Source organism: Salinarimonas sp. (assembly GCF_046292825.1).
Lineage (GTDB): Bacteria > Pseudomonadota > Alphaproteobacteria > Rhizobiales > Beijerinckiaceae > Salinarimonas.
Genome location: NZ_JBKBQG010000011.1, coordinates 38,707 through 52,742, shown reverse-complemented (window position 1 = coordinate 52,742; position 14,036 = coordinate 38,707). Strand labels below are relative to the sequence as shown.

General features: G+C 70.9%; 8 protein-coding genes. 4 read left to right on the top strand and 4 right to left on the bottom strand.

The annotated features are described in order from the left end of the window. Positions 1 to 3 precede the first annotated feature (3 nt). The gene (aspS, locus tag ACK4UM_RS07910) at positions 4 to 1,824 is read right to left on the bottom strand and encodes an aspartate--tRNA ligase (protein ID WP_409797547.1); all 1,821 of its coding nucleotides are present in this window, start codon (positions 1,822 to 1,824) and stop codon (positions 4 to 6) included. Between the two features lie 278 nt (positions 1,825 to 2,102). On the opposite strand from aspS, the gene ACK4UM_RS07905 reads away from it, so the two are divergent. Then, a complete protein-coding gene (locus ACK4UM_RS07905) occupies positions 2,103 to 3,311 on the top strand; it encodes an alpha/beta hydrolase family protein (protein WP_409797545.1) in 1,209 nt (402 codons plus the stop codon). Between the two features lie 16 nt (positions 3,312 to 3,327). Here ACK4UM_RS07905 and glpD read toward each other — a convergent pair whose 3' ends face one another. After that, positions 3,328 to 4,899 carry a glycerol-3-phosphate dehydrogenase gene (glpD, locus tag ACK4UM_RS07900; RefSeq protein ID WP_409797543.1) on the bottom strand — a complete coding sequence of 524 codons (1,572 nt, stop codon included), beginning with the start codon at positions 4,897 to 4,899 and terminating at the stop codon, positions 3,328 to 3,330. A 170-nt stretch (positions 4,900 to 5,069) separates the two neighbouring features. Between glpD and ACK4UM_RS07895 the strand changes: the two genes are divergently transcribed. Further along, positions 5,070 to 5,828, top strand: a complete 759-nt coding sequence (locus tag ACK4UM_RS07895) for a DeoR/GlpR family DNA-binding transcription regulator (RefSeq protein WP_409797541.1) — start codon at positions 5,070 to 5,072, stop codon at positions 5,826 to 5,828. A 6-nt stretch (positions 5,829 to 5,834) separates the two neighbouring features. On the opposite strand, the gene ACK4UM_RS07890 is transcribed toward ACK4UM_RS07895, so the two are convergent. Then, complete coding sequence (locus tag ACK4UM_RS07890) at positions 5,835 to 6,650, bottom strand: hypothetical protein (protein ID WP_409797539.1); 816 nt, start codon at positions 6,648 to 6,650, stop codon at positions 5,835 to 5,837. A 133-nt stretch (positions 6,651 to 6,783) separates the two neighbouring features. Between ACK4UM_RS07890 and ACK4UM_RS07885 the strand changes: the two genes are divergently transcribed. Continuing rightward, positions 6,784 to 8,169 carry a leucyl aminopeptidase family protein gene (locus ACK4UM_RS07885; RefSeq protein WP_409797537.1) on the top strand — a complete coding sequence of 462 codons (1,386 nt, stop codon included), beginning with the start codon at positions 6,784 to 6,786 and terminating at the stop codon, positions 8,167 to 8,169. A gap of 261 nt (positions 8,170 to 8,430) precedes the next feature. Here ACK4UM_RS07885 and ACK4UM_RS07880 read toward each other — a convergent pair whose 3' ends face one another. After that, positions 8,431 to 13,275 carry an NAD-glutamate dehydrogenase gene (locus tag ACK4UM_RS07880; protein WP_409797535.1) on the bottom strand — a complete coding sequence of 1,615 codons (4,845 nt, stop codon included), beginning with the start codon at positions 13,273 to 13,275 and terminating at the stop codon, positions 8,431 to 8,433. 123 nt (positions 13,276 to 13,398) lie between these two features. On the opposite strand from ACK4UM_RS07880, the gene ACK4UM_RS07875 reads away from it, so the two are divergent. Beyond that, positions 13,399 to 14,022, top strand: a complete 624-nt coding sequence (locus tag ACK4UM_RS07875) for a peroxidase-related enzyme (protein WP_409797533.1) — start codon at positions 13,399 to 13,401, stop codon at positions 14,020 to 14,022. Positions 14,023 to 14,036: the final 14 nt, after the last annotated feature.

Below are 14,036 nucleotides of genomic sequence, written 5' to 3'. Positions count from 1 at the left end.
CCCTCATTCCGGCAGGTTCAGCCGGATGTGGAGCTCGCGCAGCTGCTTGGCGGTGACCTCGGAGGGGGCGCTCATGAGGAGGTCTTCCGCCTTCTGGTTCATGGGGAAGAGGGTGACCTCGCGCAGGTTCTCCTCGCCGCACAACAGCATCACGATGCGGTCGATGCCCGGCGCGATGCCGCCGTGGGGCGGGGCGCCGTAGGAGAGCGCGCGCAGCATGCCGCCGAACTTGGCTTCCAGCACGTCCTCGCCGTAGCCCGCAAGGCCGAAGGCCTTCTTCATGATCTCGGGCTTGTGGTTGCGGATCGCGCCCGAGGAGAGCTCGATGCCGTTGCAGACGATGTCGTACTGGAACGCCGTGATCGACAGGATCTCGTCGGCATCGGCCGGGTTGAGCGCCAGGAACTTCTCGTGGTCGTAGTTCGGCATCGAGAACGGGTTGTGCGAGAACTCGATCTTCTTGTTGTCCTCGTCCCATTCGTACATGGGGAAATCGGTGATCCAGCAGAACGCGAACGTGTTCTCGTCGATGAGCTTCAGCTCGTGGCCGATGCGGATGCGCGCCTTGCCGGCGAGCGCCACGGCCTTGGTCTTGTCGCCGGCGGAGAAGAACACCGCGTCGCCGGCAGAGAGGCCCGCCGCCGCGACGATCTGCGCCAGCGCCTCGTCGGGCACGAACTTGGCGATCGGCCCCTTGCCGTGGAGAAGCCCGCCCTCGCCCGCTTCGAGCACGATGTAGCCGAGCCCCGGCGCGCCTTCCGTGCGCGCCCAGTCGTTGAGCTTGTCGAAGAAGGAGCGCGGCTGCGCGGCCGCGCCCGGGGCGGGGATCGCGCGCACGATGCCGCCGTTCTTGACCACGTTCTTGAAGGCGTTGAAGGTCACGTCCTCGCGCGCGAACACCTCGGAAACGTCGGCGATGACGATCGGGTTGCGCAGATCGGGCTTGTCGACGCCGTATTTCAGCATCGCTTCCGCATAGGGAATGCGCGGGAAGACGTCGGTGACGCTGCGGCCCTCGGCGAATTCCACGAACAGGCCCCGCAGCACCGGCTCGACCGCCTGGAACACGTCCTCCTGCGTGACGAAGCTCATCTCGACGTCGAGCTGGTAGAACTCGCCCGGCGAGCGGTCGGCGCGGGCGTCCTCGTCGCGGAAGCAGGGCGCGATCTGGAAATAGCGATCGAAGCCCGAGATCATGATCAGCTGCTTGAATTGCTGCGGCGCCTGCGGCAGCGCGTAGAACTTGCCCGGGTGCAGACGCGAGGGCACCAGGAAGTCGCGCGCGCCTTCCGGAGAGGAGGCGGTGAGGATCGGCGTCTGGAACTCGAAGAAGCCCTGCTTCTTCATGCGCGCGCGGATCGAATCGATGATCGCGCCGCGCTTCATGATGTTGGCGTGCAGCTTCTCGCGGCGCAGGTCGAGGAAGCGGTGCTTGAGGCGGATGTCTTCCGGGTAGTCGTGATCGCCGAAGACCGGCATCGGCAATTCGGCCGCCGGCCCGAGCACCTCGAGATCGGTGACGAAGACCTCGATCGCGCCGGTCGGCAGGTCCGCATTGTGCGTGCCCTCGGGGCGCTTCTTCACCGTCCCGTCGATACGGATCACCCATTCCGAGCGCACGCCCTCGGCCGCCGCGAAGGCCGGGCTGTCGGGGTCGGCGACGATCTGCGTGATCCCGTAATGGTCGCGCAGATCGATGAACAGGACGCCGCCATGGTCGCGGATGCGATGGCACCAGCCCGACAGCCGCACGGCCGCGCCGACGTCGCTCTCCCGGAGCGCGCCGCAGGTATGGGTGCGGTAACGGTGGCGATGGTCGGACATGGGAAGCGGCCTCGAGACGGAGCGGATGTGACGTCGCGCGCACCATTCATGCGCGGGTGTGGATGTCAAGGGAGGGCGGCGAGGGGATGGGGGGGAGCGGCGGCCGCGCCCCTCGACCACGCGGGGCGAAATGAGCGTGGTCGCGTCCGCAGGGGCAGCACCCCCGCCCCTACGAGCGCCGTTCGATCGCCTCGACACCCGCCCATTCCGTTAAGGAAACGCCCACGCTCGCCGCCCTAAGGTCCTGACGACAATCATGAAAGCGCGGGGACGAAGCGATGACGATCAGCCCATTTTCCGTGAAGGACTTCAACGGGCAGCTGCAGCGGACGCTGGGGAAGGTGTATCTGGGCGCCGCCTGCCTCGGCGAGGTCCTCGCGCTCGCGGAGACGATCGAGGACGGCAGCGCGGCGAGCTGGCACGCGGCGTGGAGCGGGCTCGGTGAGCGGCTCGCGGCGCGGGCGCAGCAGGTCGAGGCGGACGGGGGGCGCGCCTCCGCGCGCGCTCTCTGGTTGCGCGCCTGCGAGGCCTTCCGCCAATCGGGCTTCTTCCACCGCGCCGCGCTCGACAGCGCCGAGCTGCAGGCGGCCTGGCGGGCCAGCGAGAGCGCGTTTGCGGCGGCGATGGCACTGGGCCCGTGGCGCTCGCGCGCGGTGCGCATACCGTTCGAAGGCCGCTTCCTCCATGGGTGGTTGAGCCTCCCCGAGGCCGCCGAGACCCCCTGCCCCACCCTGATCGCGCCCTCAGGCTACGATTCGTCGGCCGAGGAGACCATGCTGCTGGCGGGTTTTCCGGCGCTCGCGCGCGGCTATGCGGTGCTCTCCGTCGACGGCCCCGGCCAGGGCAAGACGCTCTACGATCGCGAGACCCGCGCCTTCATGCGCCCCGATTACGAGACCGTGATGCGCGCCGTTCTCGACTTCGCCCAGGCACAACCCGAGATCGACGAGCGGCGCATGGCCGCGATCGGCTGCAGCTTCGCGGGCTATCTGGTGCCGCGCGGCGCCGCCGAAGAGACCCGGCTTTGCGCGATGATCGCCGATCCGGGCCAGTACGACATGGGAGCGGCGCTCCTCGCGCGGCTGCCGCCGAATATGGCCGCGCGCCTCGACGACGAGAGCGAGGAGGCGCAGGCGATGTTCGAGGCGCTCGCGCAGAGCCGCGACGGCGCCCTGATGTTCCGCCCGCGCATGGCCGCGCACGGGGCTCGCAGCGTGCAGGATTATTGCCGCATGCTGCGCGACTTCCACAACCGGGACGCAGCCCCCCGCATCCTCTGCCCCAGCCTGATCTGCGACAACGAGCTCGATCCTGTCTCGACCGGCCAGGGCGAGCGCCTCGCCGCGGCGATGACGGGGGCGCGGGTGACCTTCCTGCGCTTCACGCGCGCGGAGGGCGCAGGTGGTCATTGCGAGGGGATGGGGCGCGAGATCTTCGACGAGCGCGCATTCGCCTGGCTCGACGGCGTGCTCGCGCGCAACGGGTGATCGCCTCGTCCCGCCCCTATTCCGCCGCGCGCGCGACGGTGCCGCTCTCGCGGGCGGCGGCGCGCATCCAGGCGTCGAGGCGAGCGATCTCCTCGGCGCTCATCCGCAGGCCGAGCTTCGAGCGGCGCCAGACGACGTCCTCGGCGCTGCGGGCGAATTCCTCGGCCATCAGCCAGCGCACCTCTCGCGCGAACAAGCCGGCGCCGAAAGCCTCGCCCAGATCCGCGGCGGCGCGCGCGTCGCCCAAGACGTCGCGGGCCTGCGTCCCGTAGGCGCGGACGAGCCGCCGCGCGGTCGCGGCCTCGAGGAACGGGTAGGCGCGCGAAAGGTCGGCGACCAGAGCCTCGACGCCGTCCACCGGGAAATCGCCCCCCGGTAGCGGCACGCCGGCCGTCCAGGCCCCGCCCGCGGCCGGGAAGAAGCGGCCGAGCTTCGCCATGGCGGCCTCGGCGAGACGACGGTAGGTCGTGATCTTGCCGCCGAAGACGTTGAGCAGCGGCGCGCCGTCCGCGTCGAGCGAGAGCACGTAGTCGCGCGTCGCCGCCGTCGCCGACTTCGCGCCGTCGTCGTAGAGCGGGCGCACGCCGGAATAGGTCCAGACGACGTCCTCGCGGGTCACGTCGCGCGCGAGATAGCGCGAGACGAACCCGCACAGATAGTCGATCTCGGCATCCGTGCAGCGCACCGCGTCCGGGCCCCCCTCGTGATCGACGTCGGTGGTGCCGATCAGCGTGAAGTCGCCCTCGTAGGGGATCGCGAAGACGACGCGCCCGTCCGCGCCCTGGAAGATGTAGGCGCGATCGTGGTCGAAGAGCTTCCTCGTGACCACGTGCGAGCCGCGCACGAGGCGCACGCGCTCCCGCGAGGCGATGCCGAGGCGCCCGGCGATGATCTCGCCCACGAAGGGGCCGCCCGCATTGACGAGAGCGCGGGCGCGCACGACGCGCCTGCCGCCCTCGGCCTGCGCGATCTCGACGCGCCAGAGATCGCCCTCGCGCGCGGCGCGCACCACCTCCGCGCGCGTCAGGATCTCGGCGCCGCGCGCCTGCGCGTCGCGCGCGTTGAGGACGACGAGGCGCGCGTCGTCCACCCAGCAATCGGAATATTCGAAGCCGCGGACGAAATCCCCGCGCAGCGGCGCGCCCGCCGCGTCGCGGCGCAGGTCGAGGCTCGCCGTGCCCGGCAGGATCTTGCGCCCGCCGAGATGGTCGTAGAGGAAGAGGCCGAGCCGCAGGAGCCAGGCCGGGCGCATGCCGGGCGCGTGCGGCAGCACGAAACGCAGCGGCCAGGAGATGTGCGGCATCGCGGAAAGCAGCGTCTCGCGCTCGATCAGCGCCTCGCGCACGAGCCGAAATTCGTAATATTCGAGGTAGCGCAAGCCGCCGTGGAAGAGCTTCGTGGAGGCCGACGAGGTCGCGCTCGCGAGATCCCCCTTCTCGGCGAGGAGGACGCTCAGTCCGCGCCCCGCCGCGTCGCGCGCGATACCGCAACCGTTGATCCCGCCGCCGATCACGAGGAGATCGACGATCGGCGCGTCCGGCTCGAGGGGATTCGTCGTCACGTGCGGCACCGGCTTGCTCCCGATCATGGGCCGGATATGCGCGCTGATGTTCGTTGCGTCAAGGACAGAGGTTCGACTTCGTTCGGTTTCTGTTAAATCGAACCCGCCTTTCACGCCTGTACCGCGCGGATCGACAAACGCGGCCGGGGCTGCCACTCTCCGCGCCCGAGCGAACGAGAATCGAAGACGACCGCGCGATGCCGCAGAATTTCCGCCAACAGGAGATCCTCGATCTCGCCAAGCGCGACGGCAAGGTCGTCGTCGAGGAGCTCGCCGCACGCTTCGACGTCACCGTCCAGACGATCCGCCGCGACCTGACCGAGCTCACGGAAGCCGGCCGGCTCACGCGCGTCTATGGCGGCGCGATCCTGCGCTCGGGCACGACGCCGATCGGCTACGAGGACCGTCGCGCCCTCATGGCGGAGGAGAAGGAGCGCATCGCGCGGCTCTGCGCGGAGGCGATCCCCGACGAGGCCTCGCTCTTCCTCAATATCGGCACGACGACGGAGGCGGTCGCGCGCGCGCTGATCGGCCACCGCAACCTGATGGTGGTGACGAACAACATCAACGTGGCGAGCATCCTCTCCGTCAACCCGGAGATCGAGATCGTCGTCGCGGGCGGGGTGATGCGGCGGCCCGACGGCGGCCTCGTCGGCGACGTCACGCTCGAGATCGTGCGCCATTTCAAGGTCGACTTCGCCGTGATCGGCGCCTCCGCGCTCGACGTCGACGGCGACCTCCTCGATTTCGACTTCCGCGAGGTGCGCGTCAGCCAGGCGATCATCGAGCAGGCGCGGCGCACGATGCTCGTCGCCGACGCGACGAAGTTCCAGCGCAACGCCCCGGTGCGGATCGCCTCCCTGTCGGACATCGACGTGTTCTTCACCGACGCCGAACCGCCCGAGCCCGTGCGGACGCTCTGCGAGGGCTGGGGGACGCAGATCGTGATCGCGTGAGGGCGCTCAGCGGCGCGGGCGGCTCGCGTCCGACGCGCGCAGCCGCGCCCAGGAATCCTCCTGGGTGATCATCGATCGGATCGCGGCGATGCTGTCGGCGACCTCGTTCGGCGAGAGGTCGCGCGCGAGCACGCCCTCCGCCTCGTCGAACTTGCCCTGGAGGCCGAGCACGAGGGCGAGGTTCTGGCGCACGCGCTGGTCGGCCCTGGGATCGGCGGCGGCCGTCCGCAGCTTCGCCTCCGCCTCCGGCAGCTTGCGCGAGAGCGCGAGGGAGAGGCCGAAATTCGACAGGACCGACGGCTCGCCCGGGGCGAGGTTGAGGGCCGCCTGATACAGCTCCTGCGCGCGCGCCTGGTCGCCGAGCTGGTCGGCGACGGTGCCCTGCGCCGAGAGGATGCGCCAATCGGGCTGCTGGGGCGAATGGGCGCGGGCGAGCACCTCCTGCGCCTCGCGCAGCCGGCCCGAATCGGCGAGCGCGCGGCCATAGGCGCCCATCAGCGCGCGGTCGCTCGGATTGCGGACGGCCGCCTGCTGAAGAACCGCCACCGCCTGCGCGCGCTGATCGAGCCGGCGCAGCACCGCGGCATAGGCGATCGCGGTGCGCGGCTCGGTCGGATTGGCGGCGTTGCGGCGGGCGAGCGAATCGGCGCTCGCGCGCAGGTCGCGCTCGCTCATGGCCGCGACGCGCGTCGGGTCGATGGAGCCGGTCGTCGCGGGGCCGCGCGTGAGACAACCGCTCGTCGCGAGCGCCAGGGCCGCGACGAGCCCGAGCATCGCGAGACGGGGGGCGCCTTGTTGCGCGTCGGCAGCCGCGAGGTGCATCGGGGGGAACTCCGCTCGTTCACTGGAAAACGAAGTAATCTCTTAACCCTAACGCCGCGTTAACGGCGTCTCCTCGCCTTGCCAAAGCGCTCCTCGCGCCCGATACCTTCTCGCGTCACGCACCGGAGGGACCATGACGCACCCGCTGATCGAGGCCGACGCCGCCGCGCCCGCCATTCCCGTAGAGATCGTCGAGGCGAGCGGCTGGGAGGCCTTGCGCGAGCGCCTGTCGGCGAGCGAGCGCCGCTTCGCCGACGCCCTCGGCTTTTCGCCCAAGCCCGGCCGGCACGCGATCCTCCCGGATGCCGAGGGAGGGGTCGCGCGGGTGCTCGTCGGCCGCGAGACGGGCTCGCCGGAGGAGGAGGCCTTCGCGCTCGGTCGCCTCGCGAGCGTGCTGCCGGAGGGCACCTATCGGCTGGAGCCGACGCCCGAGCGCGCGGATCTCGCGCTCCTCTCCTTCGCCCTCTCGGCCTATGCCTTCACGCGCTACCGCAGCGCGAGCATGCGCCGCGCGCGGCTCGTGGCGCCGGTCGGGACCGACGTCGCGGCTCTAGCGCGCACGATCGACGCGGTGGCGCATGGCCGCGACCTCGTCAACACGCCCGCCAACGATCTCGGGCCGGACGGCATCGCGGACGCCGTCGTGGCGCTCGCGAGCCGCCATCAGGCCGAGGTGTCGGTGATCGCGGGCGAGGATCTCATCGCGCGCGGCTTTCCCATGGTTCACGCCGTCGGGCGGGCGGCGGACCGGGCGCCGCGCCTCGCCGATCTCGTCTGGGGGCCGGCGGACGGGCTCAAGGTGACGCTCGTCGGCAAGGGCGTCGCCTTCGACACCGGCGGCCTCGACATCAAGCCGTCCTCGGCCATGGCGCTGATGAAGAAGGACATGGGCGGGGCCGCCGCCGCGATCGCCTGCGCGGACATGATCATGGGATCGGGCCTGAACGTGCGCCTACGGCTGATCGTGCCCGCCGTCGAGAACGCGATCTCGGGCGCGAGCTTCCGCCCGGGCGACGTCCTGCCGAGCCGCAAGGGGATCAGTGTCGAGATCGGCAACACGGACGCGGAGGGGCGCCTCATCCTCGCCGACGCGCTCGCGCTCGCCGACGAGGAGGCGCCCGATCTCCTCGTCGACTTCGCGACGCTGACGGGCGCCGCGCGCGTGGCGCTCGGCCCCGATCTGCCGCCCTTCATGACCGACGACGAGGCGCTCGCCGCCGATCTCGCGCGGCTGTCCGCGCGCGTCCACGATCCGGTCTGGCGGCTGCCGCTCTGGGGGCCTTACGACAGGCTGCTCGACTCGAAGATCGCGGACGTCAACCACATCTCCGGCGGCCCGCATGCCGGCGCCATCACGGCGGCGCTCTTCCTGCGCCGCTTCGTCTCCGCGGCGAAGGCGTGGGTCCATTTCGACGTCTTCGCCTGGAACCCCTCCACCCGCCCCGGCCGCCCCGAAGGCGGCGAGGTGCAAGCGGCACGCCTGATCCACGCCCTCGTCGCCGAGCGCGCGGGGGGGTGATAGCGGGGTGCCGCCTGGTCGGCGGCATGAGGAGCGCCTGCGGCGCCAATCTTGTGCTGGGTCCCCTTCCCCTGCGCACGCTTTGCGTGCTTCGGCCGGGGATGACACCCTTTGGGGGCCTCACGGTGTCATCCCCGGCCGGAGGTCGCTTGCGACCGGAGGGAAAGGGGACCCAGCACGTAAAGATGCTTGCGCAGCAAGCGTCCGCTGCGGCGACGAGCCGCTTTTCCGGCGGCAGAGGGTGCGCCGGCGCCGGGAGTCTCAATCCCGCGCCAGATCCCCCAACAGGCTCGCGGCGACCGTCAGCTTCGAGAGCGTCAGCCCGGACGACACGATGCCGTCGACTGCGGAGCGGATGCGCGCGACGTCGGGGCGCGTGGTGCACCAGGCGTCGACGGCCTCGCGACCGCTCTCGGGCGCCTGCGCGATCTCGGCGGTGAGGCGGCGCTGGGCGTCGGCGACGCCGCCGAGCGCGCGCTCGAGGGCGAGGCGGTCGTAATAATCCGCCACCGCGACCTCGCTGCCCTGCGCGGTCAGCGCGCCGAGGCGGAAGGTCTCGTCGACGGCGAAATAGGTCGCCGTCACGTCGCGGATCGGGCGGCCGCTCTCCTGGGCGATGGCGACGATGTCGGGCGCCGAGCGCAGGATCGGCAGGGCGGCGAGCCGGCTCGCGAGCGCCTCCGGCACCCCCTGGGCGGCGAGGGTCGTCGCGCGCTCGCGCCAGGAGGCGAGCACCGCCTGCGGCAGGCACGACTCGAGCGCGGCCTCGACCTCGGCGATCCCGTCCCGGAAGCGCCCGACGACGCTCTCGAGCGGGGCGTCCGCGAAGTCGACGTTGCGGATGAACCAGGCCATCCGGTCGGTCGCGAGGTCCTGCGCCTCCGCGTAGAGCCGCAGCTGGAGCGCGCCGGGGATCGTGGTGTCGAGCGCATCCACCGCGGCGTTGAGATCGACGAGGCCGAAACTGTCGCGCACCGCCGCATAGGCCGCGGCGATCGTCGGCGCGTCCGCCCCGGTCGCGTCGGCGAGGCGGGCGATCACGGTCGGGCCGCCCCTGTTGACGATCGCGTTCGAGAGCTGCGTCGCGATGATCTCACGGCGCAGGCGATGGCTCGCGATGGCGTCGGGGAAGCGCTCGCGCAATTCGGCCGGGAAATAGCGGTCGAGCTCGCGGCCGAGATAGGGATCGTCCGGCACCGTGCTCTCGAGCAGGCGATCGTAGAGCTGGAGCTTGGCATAAGCGAGGAGCACGGCGAGCTCGGGGCGCGTAAGGCCCTCGCCGGCGAGCGCCCGCTCGGTGAGCGCCGCCTCGTCGGGGAGATATTCCACCGCACGGTCGAGCCGGCCCTCGTGCTCGAGATCCTGCATCAGGCGCCGCACGAAGCCGATGTCGCCGGGCCCCCGCCGCTCGGCCAGCGACAGCGCGAGCGACTGGAGATAGTTGTTGCGCAGGACGAGGCCGGCGACCTCCTCGGTCATGTCGGCGAGGAGGACGTTGCGATCCTGCGCCGAGAGCCGGCCCTCGCGCTCGGGCGTGGCGAGGGCGATCTTGATGTTGACCTCGACGTCCGACGTGTTCACGCCCGCCGAATTGTCGATCGCGTCCGTGTTGAGCTTCACCCCGCGCCGGGCTGCCTCGATGCGGCCGAGCTGGGTCGCGCCGAGATTGGCGCCCTCGCCGATCACCTTCGCGCGCAGATCGGCCCCGGTGATGCGGATCGTGTCGTTGGCGCGGTCGCCGACCTGGTCGTCGGTCTCGTTCGTGGCGCGAATATAGGTGCCGATGCCGCCGAACCAGAGGAGATCGACCTGCGCCTTGAGGATCGCCTGCATCACCTCGGGCGGCGTCGCGCTCGCCTTGTCGAGGCCCAGCAGCGCGCGGATCTGCGGGGAGAGCGGGATCGACTTCGCGCCCCGCGAGAAGACGCCCCCGCCTTCCGAGATCTTCGCGCGATCGTAATCCTGCCAGCTCGAGCGCGGCAGCGCGAACAGGCGCTCGCGCTCGGCGAACGAGGTCGCCGGATCGGGATCGGGGTCGATGAAGATGTCGCGATGGTCGAAGGCGGCGACGAGCTTGACCGCGCGCGAGAGCAGCATGCCGTTGCCGAACACGTCGCCCGACATGTCGCCGACGCCGGCGACCGTGACCGATTGCGTCTGGACGTCGACGTCGAGCTCGCGGAAATGGCGCTTGACGGCCTCCCAGGCGCCGCGCGCGGTGATGCCCATCTTCTTGTGGTCGTAGCCGTTCGAGCCGCCCGACGCGAAGGCGTCGCCGAGCCAATGGCCGCTCTCGAGCGAGAGGGCGTTCGCGGTATCGGAGAAGGTCGCGGTGCCCTTGTCGGCGGCGACCACGAGATAGGGATCGTCGCCGTCGTGGCGGACGGTGTCCGGCGGCGGGCGGATGGCGTCGCCGTCGATGTTGTCGGTGAGCTGCAGGAGCGTGCGGATGAAGATGCGGTAGCTCTCCTGCCCCTCCTCGAACCAGGCCTGGCGGTCGCTCATGGGCGGCAATTGCTTGGGCACGAAGCCGCCCTTCGCGCCGACCGGTACGATGACCGCGTTCTTGACCTGCTGCGCCTTGACGAGACCCAGCACCTCGGTGCGGAAGTCCTGCGGCCGGTCCGACCAGCGCAGGCCCCCGCGCGCGACCTTGCCGTAGCGCAGATGCACGCCCTCGACGCGCGGCGCGTAGACGAAGATCTCGGTATGCGGCCGCGGCAGCGGCATGCCCTCGACGCGGGCACAATCGAGCTTGAAGGCGATCGTCTGGCGCGGCAGGCCGTTCTCGCCGATCTGGAAATAGTTCGTGCGCCAGGTCGCCTCGATCAGGTTGGCGAAGCGGCGCAGGATGCGATCGTCGTCGAGGCTCGTGACGTCGGACAACAGGCTCTCGATGCGCGCGCGCGCCTGCGCCTCCGCCTCCTCGCGGGGACGGGTGTCGCCCACGCGCGGGTCGAAGCGGGCATAGAACAGATCGACGAGGGCGCGCGCGACGTCCGGGTGGCGGGCGAGCGTGTCGGCGATGTAGTCCTGCCCGTAGGCGATGCGCAATTGGCGCAGGTAACGGCCGAGCGCGCGCAGCATGGCGACGTCGCGCCAGCCGAGCCCCGCCTCGAGCACGAGCGTGTTGAAGCCGTCCGATTCGGCGAGCCCGCGGAAGAGCGCGAGCAGCGCCGCCTCGATCGGCCGTTCGATCGTCTCGATGTCGATGGCGCCGCCGGTCGCGCGCTCGAGCGTCATGTCGTGCAGCCAGACGCGATCGGCCTCGGCGCCCTCCGCCGGGGCGACGCGGTAGGTCCGCTCGTTGACGACGTGGAAGCCCATGTTCTCGAGCATCGGCACGCGCACCGAGAGCGGCAGCCCGCCCCCGCGCGAGAACACCTTGAGGTGAACCCGCGTCTCCGGCTCCCCCTCGCGGCGGTAGAGATCGACGGCGCGCGGGCGCAGATCCGAGAGCCGCTCGATATTGGTGAGGTCGCGGATCGCGTCCCTGGCCGAGAAGGCCTCGCGATAGGCGGCGTTGAAGGCGGTCGCGTAGCGCGCGGCGAGCGTGCGGGCACGCGGGCCGCCGACCTCCTCGACGAGCGTGTCGCGAAGCGCGTCGCCCCAGGTGCGCACGATCGCCGAGACGCCCTCCTCGAGGCTCTCGCGGGAGATGATCGGCGTCGTGCCCTCCTCGCGCCCGATGATGTAATGGGTACGCACGAGCGGGCCTTCGATATAGGCCGGGTAGGCCGCCGAGACGCGCCCGCCATAGACGCCGGCGAGGAAGTCGCCGACGCGTCGGCGCGCGAGCGTGTCGTAGCGATCGCGCGGGATGTAGGTGAGCACCGAGACGAAACGGTCGAACTCGTCGGGCCGGGCGAGCACGCGCACGCGCGGCCGGTCGGCGAGGTTCATGATCTCGCGGGCGAAGGCGTAGAGCGTCTCCTCGTCGATCTGGAACAGCTCGTCGCGGGGATAGCTCTCGAGCACGTTGATGAGCGCGCGGCCCGCATGGGTCTTCGGGTCGAAGCCCGCGCGCGCGACCGTCTTCGCCACCTTGTGGCGCAGGACCGGCACCTGCACGGTCGAGCCCGTATAGGCGCTCGAGGTGAACAGGCCGATGATCCGCAATTCGCCGACGAGCTCGCCGGCCTCGGAGAACAGCTTCACGCCGACGTAATCGAGATGGACGCGGCGGTGGACGCGCGACTTGACGTTCGCCTTGGTGATGATGAGCGGCTCCTTGCGGAGCAGGAAGGCGCGGATCTCGGGCGTCATCACCACGAGCTCGCGCCCGCGGCGCAGCACCTTCACCGAGGGGTCGCGCAGGATGCCGAGCCCCGACGCCTGGACCGGCTCGGCGGCGACGTCCCCGTCCGGGAAGCAATATTCGCGCATGCCGAGAAGCGTGAAATTGTCCGCCGCGATCCAGTCGAGGAAGGCGAGCGCCTCCGCGAGCTCCTCCGCCGGGAGAGCGGGCGGCGCGTCGCGATATTGCGCGATCAGCTCGACGAGGCGCCCGCGCATCGGCTGCCAATCGGCGACCGCGACGGCGACGTCGACGTAGATGCGCCCGAGCGCGGCGCGCAGGCGCTCGCGAGCCTCGTCGTCGAGGCGCTCGATGTGGATGTGGATCAGGCTCTCGCGCGTCGCGTCCGCGGGCGTGTCCGCACGAGCGGGGCCGAGCAGCTCGACGAGGCGCCCCTCCGCGTCGCGGCGCACGGCGAGGATCGGGTGGGCGACGAGGCGCGGCTCGTGGCCCTGCTCGACGAGCTCGGCCAGCGTCGAATCGAGGAGGAAGGGCATGTCGTCGTTGACGATCTCGACGACCGTGATCTCGCGCGAGCGCCCGTCGCGGCGGAACTCGACGTCGACCACGCGCACGTCGTGGCGCGGGCCGTCGCCGCCCGCGGACCGGGGCGCGCGCAGGTGATCGTAGGCGGAGGCGGCGAGCGTCGCGAGCTCGGCCGGCTCGTAGCGGCCGAGATCCTCGGCGGGGGTCTGCCCGAACAGATCGTCGACCATGCGCGGGGGCGCCTGACGGCTCTGCTCCTCGGCGAGGGCGGCTGTGGCGGCGGCGATGGCGCCGAGAGCGGCGTCGGTCTCGATCCGGTTCATTTCAGGGATCCCCCCATTAGTCCTTCGTCTAGGATCGGTGCGGGAGGGTTGGCACAGCCCGCGGGCCGCTGCAACCATCCCGGCACGGGAAACGCTCACGGACACGAGGAAAAGCACATGTCGATGAAGGAATCGCGAGAGAGGCGGCCGGAGAGCGGGGAAGTGCCGTTGCGGCAGGACGAGGGGTCCGATCGCCCGACCGCGCTCGACCTGCCGAGCCCGCCCCTCTCCCCCGAGATGGCCGCCTATCTCGACAAGTGCCGCGAGAAGATCGGCTTCGTGCCGAACGTGCTGTCGGCCTATGCCCACGACGACGCCAAGCTCTCCGCCTTCGCCGCCTTCTACAACGGCCTGATGCTCGCGCCGTCCGGCCTCTCGAAGCTCGAGCGGGAGATGATCGCGGTCGTCGTGTCGGCGGCGAACCACTGCTTCTACTGCGTGAGCGCGCACGGGGCGGCGGTGCGCGCCCTGTCGGGCGACCCGGTGCTCGGCGACACGCTCGCGGTGAATTGGCGCGCGGCCCACCTCTCCCCGCGCCATGCGGCGATGCTCGCCTTCGCGGAGAAGGTCGCCTACGGCTCCTTCGCCATCGGCGAGCCCGACCGCGAGGCCCTGCGGCTTGCCGGCTTCTCCGACGTCGACATCTGGGACGTCGCGGCGGTCGCGTCCTTCTTCGCCATGTCGAACCGGCTGGCTTCCGCCACGGGCATGCGGCCGAACGGGGAGTATTTCGGGATGGGGCGGTGAAGGGTCGCCGCGCT